Genomic DNA, 17,988 nt, shown 5'->3' with positions numbered 1-17,988 from the left:
GCACCGAGGTTAGGTCGCGCAAAACTAGGAAATTTCCAGCTCTTGGTCGATCAGATCGAAAATGTCGTCGACCGTCGCGGCCTCCAGTTCCCCGTTCTCCACCGCCGGGGCGGAGAGCGCGACGAGCAGCCCCTGCAGGCGCGTCCGCACTCGTGAACGCGTGACCTCCTCCTGGTTGACACCCGCGATCAGCGACTCCAGGCGGTCCAGCTCCTCGAAGACCGAGACCTCGCCGCCCGCCGTGTCCAGCAGTGCCTCGCGCAGGTGCCGCGCGAGCGCCCTGGGCGTCGGGTGGTCGAAGACCAGCGTGGCGGGCAGGGTCAGCCCGGTCTCGCCGGTGAGCAGGTTGCGCAGCTCCACCGCCGTGAGCGAGTCGAAACCCAGCTCCTTGAACGCCAGGTCGGCCTCCACCGCCGCCGTGCCCCGGTGGCCGAGCACCGTCGCCACGTGCGTGCTGACGATCCCGATCAGCGTCCGTTCCTGGTCGGACTCCGACATCCCGGACAGCTTCGCCACGAGCGCGGAGGCGTCGACCTCCGGCGCCTGCGGCTCGACCCGCTTCACCTGCGGAAGATCGCCCAGCAGCGCGCTTTCCCGGCTCACCGTGAACGGGACGATGAACTTCTCCCAGTCCACGTCGGCGATCGCGACCGCGGTGTCGCCGCCGTCCAAGGCGCGGCGCAGAGCCGTGATCGCCTGCTCCGGGCGCAACGCGGTCAGACCACGCGCCTTCAGCCGCTCTTCGTCGCCGGTGGCTTCGACCATGCCACCACCGGCCCACGGTCCCCACGCGATCGAGGTCGCCGCGAGGCCGCGGTGCCGTCGGTTCTCCGCGAGCCCGTTGAGGAAGGCGTTCGCGGCGGAGTACGCGGCCTGGCCGCCACCGCCCCACACGCCCGAAATCGACGAGAACAGCACGAACGCGTCGAGTTCCTTGTCTGCCAACAATTCGTCCAGGTGCACCGCGCCCGCGACCTTGGCCGCGCTCATCTCCGCGAACTCGGCGGGCGTGGTGTCCATGAGCATCGCCGCGTCCGAGCCGCCCGCCGTGTGCACCACCGCGTTCACCGTGTGCTCGGCCAGCAGGCTCCGCACGGCGTCCCGGTCAGCGACATCGCACGCGGCGACGGTCACCTGCGCGCCAAGGCTTTCCAGCTCTGCCTTGAGCTCCGTCGCTCCCGGCGCGTCCAGCCCACGACGGCTGGTCAAGATCACGTGCTCAGCTCCCGCCCCCGCCAGCCACCTGGCGACGTGCCCGCCAAGGGCCCCCGTACCACCAGTGATCAAGACCGTTCCGCGCGGAGTCCACTGTGCACCGTCCTGTGTGGACACTGCTCCGAGCCGTCTGCCGAACGAGCCCGAAGCGCGGACGGCGATCTGGTCCTCCGTGGCCTGCCCGAGCACCGAGGCGAGGCGCTTCGTCACGCGCTCGTCGAGCTTGGCGGGCAGGTCGACCAGGCCGCCCCACCGCGAAGCGTGCTCCAGCGCGGTGACCATGCCGATGCCCCACACCTGGCTCTGCGCCGGGTTCTCCAGCTCGTCGGAGGCGTTGACGGGCATCGCGTTCCTGGTGGCGAGCCACAGCGGCGCGTCGATCTGCGCGTCACCCAGCGCCTGCACCAGCACCAGGCTCAGCGCGGGGCCGTCCGAGTCCACGCCGAGCAGCGAGAGCACGCCGGTGACCATGTGATCGTGCGCCGCCTCAGCGAGCGCCTTCGTGGCGAGCGCGCGGTTGGTGCCCGCGTCGATGGGCACCGGGACCGGTGTGATTCCGTGATCAGTGAGGCCCAGCAGGCAGTCCTGCACCCAGGCGTCGTCGGCCAGCGCGGACGGCACGGGCACGAGCCACAGCCCGGAGGCCGTGGTGTCGCCGTCGCCGAGGCGCTTCCACGTGATGCCGTAGCGCAGACCGTCCACAACGGACTCTTCGCGGCGCTGCTTGCGCCAGGACGAGAGCCTGGGCAGCACGTCGCGGAACGAGTCGTTCTCGCCGATCTCCAAGGTCGCGGTCAGCGAGGCCAAGTCCTCGCGCTCCACGGTCTCCCAGAAGTCGCTGTCCACGGCGTCGCCGGCCACGGGCTCCGGCGCGTCCAGCCAGTAGCGCTCGCGCTGGAAGGCGTACGTCGGCAGGTCGATCTTGCTTCCGCCCACGAAGAACTTCGTCCAGTCCACCGTGGCACCGCGTGCGTGCGCTTCCGCGAGTGCCGTCGTGATCGCCTCCGGCTCCGGCCGGTCGGCACGGAGTACCGGAACGGTCACCACGTCCGTCAGGCAACCCTGCACCAGCGCGCTGAGCACGCCGCCCGGCCCGACCTCGACGAACGTCGTCACGCCCCGGTCGCGCACCGTCTCCACCGCGTCCGCGAAGCGCACCGAGTCCCGCACATGCCGAACCCAGTACCCGGCGGAATAGCGTTCCACCAAAGACCCGGTGAGCGTCGACACGACCGGAATCTCCGGCTCGTTGAACGTGATCCCCTCGATGGCCGCCGCGAACTCCGCCAGCATCGGCTCCATCAACGGCGAATGGAACGCATGCGACACCTTCAACCGCGAGGTCTTGCGGTCCGTGAACTGCGCCGCGACCGCCAGCACCGCGTCCTCGGCACCCGATACCACAACGGACTCCGGCCCGTTGATCGCCGCGATCCCCACACCATCGGTGAGCAGCGGCAGAACCTCGTCCTCAGACGCCTGGACCGCCACCATCGCCCCGCCGGACGGGAGCGCCTGCATCAACCGAGCCCGGGCGCTCACCAGCGTCGCCGCATCCTCCAACGACAGAACCCCAGCGACGTGCGCGGCAGCGATCTCACCAATGGAATGCCCAGCCAGCACATCCGGCCGCACACCCCACGACTCAAGCAGCCGGAACAACGCCACTTCAAGCGCGAACAAAGCAGGCTGGGCATTGCCCGTCTGATCCAGGTCAGGCGACTTGACGTCCACCGTCAAGTAGTTGACGACCTCCGTCCAGGCAGCCGCGAACACGGGGTACGTGTCGAACAACTCCTGCCCCATGCCCACACGCTGTGAGCCCTGCCCGGAGAACACGAACCCGATCTTGCCTCCGGGACGACCGCGCACCACGCCGGGCGCCGACCCACCGGAGGCGACTGCTCGCAGCCCTTCGAGCAGCTCCTCGCGAGAGACGCCGACCACGGCCGCCCGGTGGCCCAGAGCGCTGCGCGTCGAGGCGAGCGAGAGGCCGACGTCCACCGGATGCTGATCATCCACAAAGGACAAAAGCCGCCGGGCCTGATCGCGAACCGCCGCCTCGGACTTGCCCGAGAGCACCCACGGCACAACGGCGTCACCGGGCGCCCCGACACCATCCTCCGAGGCGGGAGCCTCTTCGATGATCACATGCGAATTGGTACCGGATACCCCGAAGGACGAGATACCAGCACGACGCGGCCGGCCGGACTCCCACGGAACGGCCTCGGTCAGCAGCGACACAGCTCCAGCCGACCAGTCCACGTTCGGCGTCGGCGCGTCGATGTGCAGGGTCTTCGGCAGCACCCCGTTGCGCATCGCCATGACCATCTTGATCACGCCACCGACACCGGCAGCCGCCTGTGTGTGGCCGATGTTGGACTTCAGCGACCCGAGCCACAACGGCTGCGCGCGGTCCTGCCCGTACGTCGCGAGAACCGCCTGCGCCTCGATCGGATCACCGAGCCGCGTGCCCGTGCCGTGCGCCTCCACAGCGTCCACGTCGGACGGAGCGAGCCCAGCCGAGGCGAGAGCCTGCCGGATCACCCGCTGCTGAGCCGGGCCGTTCGGCGCAGTCAGCCCGTTCGACGCGCCATCCTGGTTCACCGCGGAACCGCGTACCACGGCGAGCACCTTGTGGCCGTTGCGCTGGGCGTCGGAAAGGCGCTCCACCAGCAGCATGCCGATGCCCTCGGACCAGCCGGTGCCGTCAGCCGCCGCGGCGAAGGCCTTGCACCGGCCGTCCTCCGCGAGCCCGCGCTGGCGGCTGAACTCCACGAACGCCCGCGGCGTCGCCATGATCATCACACCGCCGGCCAGCGCCATCGAGCACTCGCCGTTGCGCAGCGCCTGAACCGCCCAGTGCAGCGCGACCAGCGAAGACGAGCACGCGGTGTCGATGGTGACCGCCGGGCCTTCGAGCCCGAAGGTGTAGGCGATGCGGCCCGACATGATGCTCGCGGTGTTTCCGGTGCCGAAGAAACCTTCAGAGTCATCGGCCGCACTGAAAGCCTGGGCCGCGTAGTCCTGGTAGCCCGAGCCGACGAACACGCCGGTCTGCGTGCCGCGCACCATCTCCGGGTCGAGGCCCGCGCGCTCGAAGGTCTCCCACGCGGTCTCCAGCAGCAGTCGTTGCTGCGGGTCCATCACCGTGGCCTCGCGCGGAGAGATCCCGAAGAACGCCGCGTCGAACTCGGCCGCGTCGTACCGGAAACCGCCGTGCTTCACGTAGGACTTGCCGGAGCTGTCCGGGTTCGAGTCGTAGAGGTTCGCGACGTCCCAACCACGGTCCTCCGGGAACTCCGAGATGCCGTCAGTACCACTTGCGACCAGGTTCCACAGGTCTTCGGGCGAGTCGACCCCGCCCGGGTAGCGACAGGCCATGCCGACGATCGCGATCGGCTCGTCCGTCACGGTCACCGCCGACGCGGACGTGACTTCCCGAGTCCCGCTCAGCTCCGAGCGCAGGTGCGCGGCGAGAGCGAGCGCGTTGGGGTAGTCGAAGACCAGCGTCGGCGGCAGCGTCAGCCCGGTCGCGGCGGTGAGCTGGTTGCGCAGCTCGACGGCGGTCAGCGAGTCGAAACCGAGGTCCTTGAACGCCCGGCCCGCCTCAACGGCGCCGCTGTCCGCATACCCCAGCACCGCCGAGGCGTGCGTCCGGACCAGCTCGACGAGCTCGGCCTCGGTGAGGTTCACGAGCGGCGACGAGACCAGCTCCGGCTCAGCCTGCTTGACCGAGACGAGGTCGCTGAGCAGCGCGCTCGAGCGGCTGACCGTGAAGGGCGCGATGAACCGCTCCCAGTCGACGTCGACCACCGTCGCGGCAGGCACACCGATCACCCGGCGCATCGCGGACACCGCCAGCGCGGCGCGCATCCGGACCAGGCCACGACGGCTGAGCCGCTGACCGGCCTCCTCACCCTCGGCCATGCCTCCGTCGTCCCACGGTCCCCACGCCACGGCGGTCGCCGCGAGCCCCTGTGCGCGCCGCCGCTCGGCGAGCCCGTCCAGGAACGCGTTGGCCGCCGCGTAAGCAGCCTGGTGACCGCCGCCCCACACCCCCGCGATGGAGGAGAAGAGCACGAACGCGTCCAGGTCTCCGGCGAGCTCGTGCAGGTGCACGGCGCCGCCGACCTTCGCGGAGAGCACGTCGGCGAAGGACTCCAAGTCCATGTCCGCCAGGGGCTCCAGCTGGTCCACACCCGCCGTGTGCACCACAGCGTTCACCGGGTGCTCAGCCAGCAGCGCAGCCACCGCGTCACGATCAGCCACATCGCACGCGGCCACAGTCACCCGCGCGCCCAGAGCCTCCAACTCGGTCTTCAGCTCAGCAGCGCCCGGCGCGTCCAGCCCGCGGCGGCTGGTCAGCACCAGGTGCTCGGCCCCCGCGCTCGCCAGCCAACGACCAACGTGCCCACCAAGGGCCCCAGTGCCGCCGGTGATCAGCACAGTGCCGCGAGGAGTCCACTGTGAACCATCCTTAGTGGACAGTCGCGCGAGCCTCCGCCCGTGGACGCCGTTCTCGCGGATCACCACCTGGTCCTCAGCGGACTGGCCGAGCACGCCGACGAGGTGCCCGAGCACGCCCTCGCTGAGCACACCCGGAAGGTCGATGAGGCCGCCCCACCGACGCGAGTGCTCCAGCGCGGCCACGCGGCCGAAGCCCCAGATCGCGTTCTGGACCGCACTCGGCACCACACCGCCAACAGGCATCGCTTCGGCCGTGACCGTCCACAGTGGAGCCTGAATGTCCGCGTCGCCCAACGCCTGCACGAGCAGCACCGACAGCGCGGCGCCCACGGACAGCGCCGCATGCGGTCGCTCGTCGACGCCGAGCAGCGACACCACGCCCGCAACCAGCGTCTCTTCGCTCGCACGCACGAGCTGGCGAGTGATGGCGCTGCGGTCAGCGGTGGTCTCAACGGCGATCGGGTAGACCCTCAGGCCGCGAGCGGCGAGGCCATCCGTGACCGCGGTCGTCCACTCGGTCTCTTCGGTGGCGAGCACGATCCACGTCCCGTACGGCTGGGCGTTGAGCCCACGCAGGGGCTTCCAGTCCACGCGATAGGTCCAGTTGTCCACAGTGGACTCGTCCCGCCGCTGCCTGCGCCAGGCGGACAACCTCGGCAGGACCGCCTCAAGCTGCTCGGCGGGCAGGTCCAAGGTCTCGGCGAGCGAGGTGACGTCGGCCTGCTCCACGGTGTCCCAGAACCCGCCGTCCTCCGACACCACGACGGGCGCGGACGGCATCAGCCAGTAGCGCTCGTGCTGGAACGGGTAGGTCGGCAGATCGACCACACCCGCACCGGGATACACCGCCGACCAGTCCACCGCGACACCGTGCGCGTGGAGCTGAGCGACAGCGGTCGTGATCGACTGCGTCTCCGGCCGATCCGAGCGCAGCAGCGCGACCGTGACGACGTCGGCGAGGCAGCCCTGCGCCATCGCGGTGAGCACCCCGCCCGGACCGATCTCGACGAACCGGTTGACGCCCTGGGCGTGAACGGTGTCGAGTGCCTCCGCGAACCGAACAGCGTCCCGGACGTGCCGAACCCAGTACGCAACGGAATAGCGTTCCACCACAGACCCGGTCGACGCCGACACGATCGGAATCCCCGGAACCTGGAACTCGATCCCGTCCAGAGCCTTCTCGAACTCCGCCAGCATGGGCTCCATCAGCGGCGAGTGGAACGCGTGCGACACCTTCAGCCGCGAGGTCTTGCGGTCCGTGAACTGCGCCGCGACCGCCAGCACCGCGTCCTCGGCACCCGATACCACAACGGACTCCGGCCCGTTGATCGCCGCGATGCTCACGGCGTCGTCGAGGTGCGGCAGGACCTCCGCCTCGGTGGCCTGGATCGCCACCATCGCTCCGCCGGCGGGCAGCGCCTGCATGAGCTGGGCGCGAGCGGACACCAGCTTCGCCGCGTCGGCCAGCGACAGCGCTCCGGCGACGTGCGCCGCCGCGATCTCACCGATCGAGTGCCCAGTCACGACGTCCGGCCGCACACCCCACGACTCCAGCAACCGGAACAACGCCACTTCAAGCGCGAACAGCGCGGGCTGCGTGAACTCGGTCCGGCCCAGGTCCGACGAGTCCCCGAAGACAACGTCGCGCAGCGGCCGGTCTCCGTGCACGTCCACGTGCGCGCACGCGTCGTCGAACGCCGCAGCGAAGGCCGGGAAGGCTTCGTACAGCTCGCAGCCCATGCCAGCGCGCTGCGAACCCTGTCCGGAGAACAGGAACGCCACGTTGCCCGCGTTGTCCGCGCGCCCCACCGTGACACCCGAGTTCGGCGTTCCCGCCACCAGCGCATGCAGGCCCTCGACCAGCGAGTCCCGATCCGAGCCGACCACAGCGGCCCGGTGCTCCAACGCCGCGCGCCCGGTCGCAAGAACACGAGCGACATCCAGCGACGGAACATCATCCACAATGGACAGCAACCGCGAAGCCTGATCCCGAACGGCGGCTGACGTCTTTCCCGACAACACCCACGCGACCTCTGCCGGAGCAGAAGCCGGTGCGACCGGAAGCACCGCCGGAGCTTCCTCCACAGTGTCTAGCGGGACACCCGCACCCGGTCGGCCCACACGCGCGGAAACAGCATCGCACGTGTACTCCTCCACGATCACATGCGCGTTGGTACCGGATACCCCGAAGGACGAGATACCAGCGCGGCGAGGACGGTCGTTCGACGGCCACGGTTGAGCCTCGGTCAACAGCCGCACGTCGCCGGTGGACCAGTCCACATGGGACGTCGGCTCATCGACGTGCAAGGTCTTCGGCAGCAGGTCGTTGCGCAGCGCCATCACCATCTTGATGACGCCAGCCACACCGGCCGCTGCCTGCGAGTGGCCGATGTTCGACTTGAGCGTGCCCAACCACAGCGGCGCCTGCCGCTCTTGGCCGTAGGTCGCCAGAAGTGCCTGCGCCTCAATGGGGTCACCGAGCTTGGTGCCGGTTCCGTGCGCCTCGACAGCGTCCACGTCGGACGGAACGAGCCCAGCCGAGGCCAACGCCTGCCGGATCACCCGCTGCTGAGCAGGACCATTCGGCGCGGTCAACCCGTTCGACGCGCCATCCTGGTTCACCGCGGAACCGCGTACCACAGCGAGCACCTTGTGCCCGTTGCGCTGAGCGTCGGAAAGCCGTTCCACCAGAACGAGGCCGACGCCGTCCGCCCAGCCCGTGCCGTCCGCGCTCTCCGCAAACGCCTTGCAGCGACCATCCGGCGACAGACCGCGCTGGCGGCTGAACTCCACGAACCCGGTGAGGCCCGCCATCACGTTCACACCACCCGCGATGGCCATCGTGCTCTCACCACTGCGCAGCGACTGCATCGCCAAGTGCAGCGCGACCAGCGACGACGAGCACGCGGTGTCCACGGTGACCGCCGGGCCTTCGAGCCCGAACGTGTAAGCCACGCGCCCGGACACGACGCTCGACGCGCCACCGGTCAGCAAGTGGCCCTCCACACCCTCGGGAACCTCAGCGAGCCCCGCGCCGTACCCCTGGTAGGCCATGCCGACGAACACGCCGGTTTGGCTGCCCTTCAAAGACATCGGGTCGATGCCCGCGCGCTCGAAGACCTCCCACGAGGACTCCAACAGCAACCGCTGCTGCGGGTCCATCGCCAAGGCCTCACGCGGGGAGATCCCGAACAGCCCGGCATCGAAACCTGCTGCGTCGTAGAGGAATCCGCCGTCGCGGGCGTAGGTCTTGCCCGGCTTGCCCGGCTCCGGGTCGTACATGCCCTCCGTGTCCCAGCCGCGGTCGTCCGGCCACAGCGAGATCACGTCGGTGCCGGACTCCAGCAGCTGCCACAGCTCCTCGGGCGAGTTCGCACCGCCGGGGAAACGGCAGGCCATGCCGACGATCGCGATCGGCTCGTCCGTCACAGTCACCGTCGACGCGGCAGCGACTTCCCTCGTCCCGCTCAGCTCCGACCGCAGGAACGACGCCAAAGCGAGCGCGTTGGGGTAGTCGAACACCGCCGTTGTCGGCAGCTTGAGCCCGGTCGCCGCGTTGAGCTTGTTGCGCAGCTCAACGGCGGTCAGCGAGTCGAAGCCCAGCTCCTTGAACGCGCGCCCGGCCTCCACCTCGGTGGCGCCGTTGTGCCCGAGCACGGTCGCGGCCTGCGTGCGGACGAGGTCGACGAGCAGCCGGTCCTGCTCCCCCGCCGTGAGAGCGGAAAGCTTGGCCACCAAGGGAGTCGGTCCAGCAGCAGTGGTCTCCTCGTCGCCGGACTCCAGCGCGCGGCGGACTTCGGGCAGCTCGTCGAGCAGCGCGCTCGCACGGTTGACGGTGAACCTCGGCGCGAACAGCGCCCAGTCGAACGCCGCGACCGTCAGCGTGGTCTCACCGTCCGACAACGCCTGGCGCAGCGCGGAAAGCGCCATCGCGGCGGGCATCGTGTGGACACCGCGCCGACGCAGGATCTCCTCGGCATCGCCCTGCGCGGCCATGCCGCCGTCCGCCCACGCGCCCCACGAGATCGCCAGACCGGCGAGCCCGCGCGAACGCCGGTGCTCCACGAGAGCGTCCATGAAGGCGTTGCCCGCCGAGTACGCGCCCTGGCGGCCACTTCCCCAGATGCCCGCGCCCGACGAGAACAGGATGAACGCGTCCAGTTCCTGATCGCCCAACAGTTCGTGCAAGTGGACCGCGCCCGCGACCTTGGCAGAGAGCGTGTCCGCGAACTCGTCGAGCGTGGTGTCCTCGATCATGGCGTGGCTGTCGATGCCCGCCGCGTGCACGACCGCGTTCACCGGGTGTGCGGCGAGCACGGCAGCCACGGAATCGCGGTCGGTAACGTCGCAGGCCGCGACGGTCACGTTGGCGCCCAAGGCTTCCAGTTCCGCGCTCAGCTCGGCAGCTCCAGGAGCATCGATGCCACGGCGGCTGGTCAGGACGAGGTGTTCAGCACCCGCCTCAGCCAGCCAGCGCGCGACGTGCCCGCCAAGAGCACCCGTCCCACCCGTGATCAGCACGGTGCCCCGAGGAGTCCACTGAGGACTGTCCGAAGAGGACTTCGCGCGAACGAGCCTGCGGCCGAACGCACCCGAAGCCCGGACCGCGACCTGGTCTTCGGAGGACTGCGAGAGCACAGCCAGCAGGCGCCCGGCGACACGCGCGTCGATGTTCGAGGGGAGGTCGATCATGCCACCCCACCGGCGCGGGTGCTCCAGCGCGACGACCCGGCCGAAGCCCCAGAGCTGCGACTGGACCGGCGCCTCGACGTGCTCGGAACGCCCGACGGCGACAGCGGTCCTGGTCGCGCACCACAGCGGCGCGTCGATCTCCGCGTCACCCAGGGCCTGCACGAGCAGCACGGTGGAGGCGATGCCCTGCGTCAAGTCCTTGTGCTGAACAGAGACCCCGGCGTCGTCCGCCAGCAGCGACACGATGCCGTTGACCGGGCCGAGCTCGCGGAGCTGAGCCGCCAGCGCCGCGCGATCGGCGGCGAGGTCGATGATCACCAGCTCACCGGACAGCGCCGAGCGGACCGCCGAAACCCACTCGGTCTCCTCGGTGGCCACGACGATCCACGTACCCGACAGCTCAGCCGGAGCTGTCGTCAGCGGCTTCCACGTGACACGGTAACGCCAACTGTCCACAACGGACTGCTCGCGGCGGGACCTCCGCCAGGCCGACAGGCGCGGCAGGATCGCGCTCAGCGACTCGTCCGCACCGACGCCCAGGGTCTCCGCGATGGAGTCGAGGTCTTCACGCTCCACCGACTCCCAGAACCCGGACTCGACCTCGTCGACCGGGGCAGCGGCGACCGTCGCCGAGGCAGGCTCGAACCAGAAGCGCTCGCGCTGGAAGGCGTAGGTCGGCAGCTCGATCTGCTTGCCGGGCAGCAGCGAGGACCAGTCGACGACGACGCCGTGCACGTACGCCTGCCCGAGCGAGAGCGTGAAGCGGTCAAGTCCGCCCTGGTCGCGGCGCAGCGAAGGCACAACGGCGGCGGTCGCCTCGGAAGCCTCGATCGTGTCCTCAAGTGCCATGATCATGACGGGGTGCGGGCTGCTCTCCACGAACACGTCGTGCCCGTCAGTGATCGCGGCCTCCACCGCCTCGCGCATGAGCACGGTCTGGCGCAGGTTGCGGTACCAGTACTCCGCGTCCACTTCGCCGGTGTCGATCAGCGCGCCGGTCACCGTGGAGTAGAACGGCACTCCCCCGGAACGCGGCACGATCGGTGCGAGAACTTCGGCCAGCCGCTGTTCGATGCGCTCCACGTGCGCGGAGTGCGAGGCGTAGTCCACGTTGACGCGGCGGGCACGGGCGTCACGCTGCTCGCTGACCACCATCAGCTCGTCCAGAGCGTCGGCGTCACCGGAAACCACTGTGGTGGCAGGACCGTTGACCGCCGCGATGCCGATCCGGCCGTCCCACTGGCTGATCAGCGCAGTGGTGTCCGCAAGCGGCAGCGCGACCGACACCATGCCGCCGAGCCCGGACAGCTCCAGCAAAGCCTTGCTGCGCAGAGAAACCACGCGAGCAGCGTCCGAAAGGGACAGTGCGCCGGAGACGGCCGCCGCCGCGATCTCGCCCTGCGAATGGCCGATCACCGCAGCGGGCTCGACGCCGAAGGACCGCCACAGCTCCGCGAGCGACACCATCACGGCCCACAGCACGGGCTGCACGACGTCAACGCGGTCGGTCGTTGGAGCGCCTTCAACGCCGCGAAGGACCTCGGTGAGCGACCAGTCGACGAACGGCTCCAACGCCTGCTCGCACTTGGCGATGCGCTCGCGGAACACCGGCGATGTCTCCAGCAGCTCCACGGCCATGCCCTGCCATTGCGAACCCTGGCCGGGGAAGACGAAGACAGCCTTGCCCTTGGTGGTCGCCGTGCCGGTGACAGTGAACGCCTGCAAGCCCTCCAGCAGTGACTCGCGGTCGGTCCCGACGACGACCGCGCGCTCCTCGAACGCCGCGCGGCCATCGAGGGAGAACCCGATGTCAATTGGGTTCCAGTCCCGGTCGGTCAGGTGCTCCGCCAAGCGGGCCGCCTGCGCGCGCAGAGCCTTGGCGCTCTTGGCGGACAGCACCCACGGGACCGGGGCGGTCGGCTCCGGCGTCGTTCTCGGGGCTTCTCCGGGCGGAGCCTGCTCGATGATCGCGTGGGCGTTGGTGCCGCTCGCGCCGAAGGAGGAGATGCCCGCGCGGCGCGGTCGGTCGACCTGCCACGGCACGGATTCGGTCAGCAGCCGCACGTTGCCCGCCGACCAGTCCACGTGCGGCGTCGGCTCGCCCGCGTGCAGCGTCTGCGGCAGCACGCCGTTGCGCATGGCCATGACCATCTTGATCACACCGGCGACACCGGCCGCGGCCTGCGTGTGGCCGATGTTGGACTTCAGCGAGCCCACCCACAGCGGCTGGTCGCGGTCCCGCCCGTAGGTCGCGAGCAGCGCCTGCGCCTCGATCGGATCACCCAGCGTGGTGCCGGTCCCGTGGGCCTCAACAGTGTCCACATCGGACGGTGCGAGCCCCGCGGCGGCGAGGGCCTCGCGAATCACGCGCTGCTGCGCGGGACCGTTGGGCGCGGTCAGCCCGTTGGACGCGCCGTCCTGGTTGATCGCAGTGCCGCGCACGACGGCGAGCACGGGGTGGCCGAAGCGCTGCGCGTCGGAAAGGCGCTCGACGAGGATCATGCCGACGCCCTCGGACCAGCCGGTGCCGTCCGCGTCCGCCGAGAACGCCCGGCAGCGGCCGTCCGGCGAGAGCCCGCGCTGGCGGCTGAACTCGACGAAGACGTTGGGGCTGGCCATGACGCACACACCACCGGCGAGCGCCATGTCCGATTCGCCGCTGCGCAACGACTGCACTGCGAGGTGCAGCGCGACCAGCGACGAAGAGCACGCCGTGTCGATCGTGACCGCAGGGCCTTCGAGCCCGAAGGTGTAAGCCACGCGACCGGACGCGACACTCGAGGCGCCCCCGGTGAGCAGGTGGCCCTCGACACCGTCCGGCTTGGTGCCGGACTCAGTGCCGTAACCCTGGAACGCGAGCCCAGCGTAAACCCCGGTCCGCGTTCCCTTCACCTGCGCGGGAGTCAGACCGGCGCGCTCGAAGACCTCCCACGAGGCCTCCAGCAACAGCCGCTGCTGCGGGTCCATCGCCAACGCCTCGCGCGGGGAGATCCCGAAGAACGCGGCGTCGAAGTCCGTGGCGTCGGCCAGGAAGCCGCCATCGCGCGCGTAGGTCGTGCCAGTCCTCTCGGGATCGGGGTCGTACAGGGAGTCGATGTCCCAGCCCCGGTCGCCCGGGAACCCGGAGATCGCGTCGACCCCCTCGGACACCAGCTGCCACAAGGCCTCCGGCGAGGCGACGCCGCCGGGAAGGCGGCAGCTCATCGCCACGATCGCGATCGGCTCGTCCGCCGACGCGGTCACCACACGGGTGGTGGCAGCAGCTGAGCCGAACAGCTCGGCGTGCAGGAACTCGGCCAGCACCAACGGGTTCGGGTAGTCGAAGATCAGCGTGGCGGGCAGCGACAGCCCGGTCGCCGCGCCGACCTTGGTGCGCATCTCGATCGCGGTCAGCGAGTCGAACCCGAGGTCCTTGAACGCGCGGTCGGTCTCGACGGAATCGGCGCCACGATGCCCGAGAACGGCAGCGACCTGCCCGCGCACGATGTCCAGCAGCGCCGCGATCTGGTCCTCAGTGGACAGTCCGGACAGCTTCGCCACCAACGGCGCGGCGTTCTCTTCAGCAGGAGCCGCCTCGGTGAAGCCGGAGAGCAACGCGCTCGGCCTGTTCAGGGTGAACGGGGGGATGAACCGTCCCCAGTCCACGTCGGCGACCGCGATGGCGGTCTCGCCGGAATCCAGTGCCCGCCTCAGCGCGGAGACGGCCAGGTCGGGGCGCATGGCGCTCACACCACGACGGCTCAGCTGCGCTTCGTCGGAGTCGGTGAGCATGCCGCCGCCGCCCCACGGCCCCCACGCCACGGAAGTCGCGGCCAGCCCACGCGCCCGGCGCTGGTGCGCGAGTCCGTCCAGGTAGGCGTTCGCGGCGGCGTAGGCGGTCTGCTGGCCGCTGCCCCACGTGGCGGCGATCGAGGAGTAGAGCACGAAGGCATCGAGTTCCCGCTCGCCCAGCAGCTCGTCCAAGAGCGCCGCGCCGGTGACCTTCGCGCCCAGCGTGCGGGCGAAGTCCTCGTCGGTCAGCTCGTCGAACGGCGTGAACTGCTCGACGCCCGCAGTGTGGAAGACGGACGTGAAGGTGTGCTCCGCAAGGAGGTTCTGCACGGCGTCGCGGTCGGCCATGTCGCACGCGAGCACAGTGACCTCGGTCGACGCTTCGAGCTCGGCCTTCAGCTCGGCGGCCCCCGGCGCCTCCATCCCGCGACGGCTGGTCAGCACCAGGTGCTCGGCGCCCGCCTTCGCGAGCCACCGCGCGAGGTGCCCGGCCAGCGCACCGGTCCCGCCGGTGATCAGGACGGTGCCGCGCGGCGTCCACGGCTCGGTGATCCCGCGCTGAACCCTGCTCAGGCGCGCGGCGAAGACGCCGTTGTCGCGGATGACGACCTGGTCTTCGCTCGTCTGGTTGAGCACCGCCGCGAGGCGTCCGACGTCGACGTTCTCACCAAGGTCGACGAGACCGCCCCACCGCTGCGGGTGCTCCAGCGCGACGGCTCGGCCGAGGCCCCACACCATGCTCTGGTCCGGGTCCAGGTTGTCGTGGACCGCACCCCGGGTCGCGCACCACAGCGGCGCCTCAACGCCAGCTCGGAGCAGCTTGACGGTAGCCGTCAAGGAGCCGAACGAGAGGATGCCGTCCGCTTCGGTCAGCTCGGCGAGGTCCGTGACCAGTCGAGCGCCGAGCCCTTCAGCGACGGCCGCCGCCCGCTCGTCGCCCTCCTCCGCCACGACGACCCAGTTCCCGGCGAGCGCGGCGGACTTGATCTCGGGAAGCGGCTGCCAGTCGATCCGGTAGGTCCAGCTGTCCACAGTGGACACCTCGTGCCGCTGCCTGCGCCATGCGGACAGCTTCGGCACCACGGCGTCCAGCTCGTCCGCGCTCAGCCCGAGCGCGGTCGCCAGCGAAGCGACGTCCTCGCGCTCGACGCTCGCCCAGAACTCGGCGTCGGCGGCGTCCACCACCGGCGCGGGCTTGTCCAGCCAGAAGCGCTCCTTCTGGAAGGCGTAGGTCGGCAGATCGACCTTGGCGCCGCCGAAGACGCTCCAGTCCACGGGCACGCCGTGGGTGTGCAGCTGCGCGAGCGCGGTGACGATCGCCTGCGGCTCCGCCCGCTCGGCGCGCAGCACCGGCACGGCCACCGCGTCGTCCACGCAGCCCTGCACCATCGCCGAGAGCACACCACCCGGTCCTACCTCAACGAACCGCGTCACCCCCTGCTCACGCATGGCCCGAACGCCATCCGCGAAGCGAACCGAGTCCCGCACATGCCGAACCCAGTACTCAACGGAACAGCGTTCCACCAAAGACCCGGTCAACGTCGACACGATCGGGATCTGCGGCTCGTTGAACGTCAAATCGGAGAGAGCCGAGGCGAACTCCGCCAGCATCGGCTCCATCAACGGCGAATGAAACGCATGCGACACCTTGAGCCGCGAGGTCTTGCGTCCCGCGAACTGCGCCACAACCGCCAGAACCGCGTCCTCGGTACCCGATACCACAACGGACTCCGGCCCGTTGATCGCCGCGATCCCCACGCCATCCGTCAGCAGCGGCAGCACCTCCGCTTCAGAAGCCTGCACCGCCACCATCGCCCCACCAACCGGGAGCGCCTGCATCAACCGAGCCCGAGCACCCACCAGAGCCGCCGCGTCCTTCAGCGACAGGACCCCAGCGACGTGAGCAGCCGCGATCTCACCAATCGAATGCCCAGCCACCACATCCGGCCGCACACCCCACGACTCCAGCAAACGGAACAACGCCACTTCGAGAGCGAACAACGCAGGCTGGGCGTTCCCGGTCTGATCCAGATCAGGCGACTTGACGTCCACCGTCAAGTAGTTGACGACCTCCGTAAAGGCCGCCGCGAACACCGGATACGTGTCAAACAACTCCTGACCCATACCCAGGCGCTGCGAACCCTGACCCGAGAACACGAACCCGACCTTGCCGGAGCGCGCAACACCCTCCACCGCGAGCGCCGAACCTTCACCGGCGGCGACGGCACGCAACCCCTCGGTCAGCTCCTCCACCGACGAGCCCACAACCGCCGCGCGGCGCTCCCAAGCGGACCGCGTGGTGGCCAGCGAGAGCGCGACGTCCACCGGAGAAGCCGACGTGTCCACAAAGGACAGAAGACGCGCGGCCTGAGCGCGCAGAGCCGCGTCGGACTTGCCGGACAGCACCCACGCCACCGGCCCAGCGGCGGGCGAAGCCACCGGTGCGGGCTCCGCGACGGCCTGCTCAAGGATCACGTGCGCGTTGGTTCCGCTCGCCCCGAACGACGAGACACCAGCACGTCGAGGCCGGTCCACATCAGGCCACGGCTCAGCCGAAGTCAGCAGGCGGACATTGCCCGAAGCCCAGTCCACGTGCGGTGACGGCGCGTCCACGTGCAGCGTCCGCGGAAGCACTCCGTGCTGGAGCGCCATCACCATCTTGATCACACCGGCCACACCGGCGGCGGCCTGCGAGTGACCGATGTTGGACTTGATCGACCCGAGCCACAGCGGTCGGTCAGCCGGGTGATCCTGGCCGTAGGTCGCGAGCAGCGCGTCCGCCTCGATCGGATCGCCCAGCGCGGTGGCGGTGCCGTGCGCCTCCACCACGTCAACCTGCTCCGGCGTCAACCGGGCGTTGGCCAGCGCCTGCCGGATGACGCGCTCCTGCGAGGGTCCGTTGGGCGCGGTCAGGCCGTTCGACGCACCGTCCTGGTTCACCGCCGAACCCCGGATCACCGCGAGCACCGGGTGACCGTTGCGACGCGCGTCGGACAGGCGCTCCAACAGGATCACGCCGACGCCCTCGGCCATGCCCGTGCCGTCCGCCGAAGCGGAGAACGCGCGGCAACGGCCGTCCGATGACAGCCCGCGCTGACGGCTGAACGCGATGAACGTGTTGGGAGTGGCCATGATCGTCGCACCACCGGCGAGCGCGAGCGAGCACTCCCCCTGGCGCAGCGCGTGCGCGGCGAGGTGCATGGCCACCAGCGACGACGAGCACGCGGTGTCCACTGTGACCGCGGGACCTTCGAGCCCCAGCGCGTAGGCGATGCGACCGGAGATCACCGCGGCGGTGTTGGCGGTGAGGGCGTGCGCCTCGGTCTCCTCGTCACCGGAGCGCAGCAGGCTGGCGTGGTCCTGGCCGTTGGTACCGACGAAAACGCCGGCCTGCCCGCCGCGCACCGACATCGGGTCGATGCCCGCGCGCTCGATGGCCTCCCACGAGGTCTGCAACAGCAGCCGCTGCTGCGGGTCCATCGCGAGCGCTTCACGCGGGGAGATCCCGAAGAACGCGGGGTCGAACCCGGCCGCGTCGTCGAGGAAACCACCGTGCCGGGTGTAGGTCCTCCCGGCGCGGTCGGGGTCCGGGTCGTAGATCCCCTCCAGGTCCCAGCCGCGGTCGGCCGGGAACCCCGACACCGCGTCCCGCCCGGAAGAAACCAGGTCCCACAGCTGCTCCGGGGACGCGACGCCGCCGGGGTAGCGGCAGGCCATGCCGACGATCGCGATGGGCTCGGTGTCCTTGGACTCCAGCTCGTCCAGCTGCCTGCGGGTCTGGCGCAGGTCCACCATGACGCGCTTGAGGTAGTCCCTGAGCTTGTCGTCGTTCGCCATGTC

At 70.0% G+C, this 17,988-nt stretch carries 1 protein-coding gene; it reads right to left on the bottom strand.

The window, feature by feature from the left end; all coding sequences use genetic code 11:
• Positions 1–24: 24 nt before the first annotated feature.
• The gene (locus tag CCN37_RS41620) at positions 25–17,985 is read right to left on the bottom strand and encodes a type I polyketide synthase (protein WP_086824400.1); all 17,961 of its coding nucleotides are present in this window, start codon (positions 17,983–17,985) and stop codon (positions 25–27) included.
• Positions 17,986–17,988: the final 3 nt, after the last annotated feature.

The organism is Allokutzneria sp. NRRL B-24872 (assembly GCF_002155965.1).
In the GTDB taxonomy this organism is placed as follows: domain Bacteria; phylum Actinomycetota; class Actinomycetes; order Mycobacteriales; family Pseudonocardiaceae; genus Allokutzneria.
The sequence above is the reverse complement of the archived record's forward strand: the minus strand, read 5'-3'. Positions and strand labels throughout refer to the sequence as shown.

Coding starts and splice junctions, on each gene's coding strand:
- CCN37_RS41620 (WP_086824400.1), bottom strand. CDS start 17,985: ATGGCGAACGACGACAAGCTCAGGGACTACCTCAAGCGCGTCATGGTG.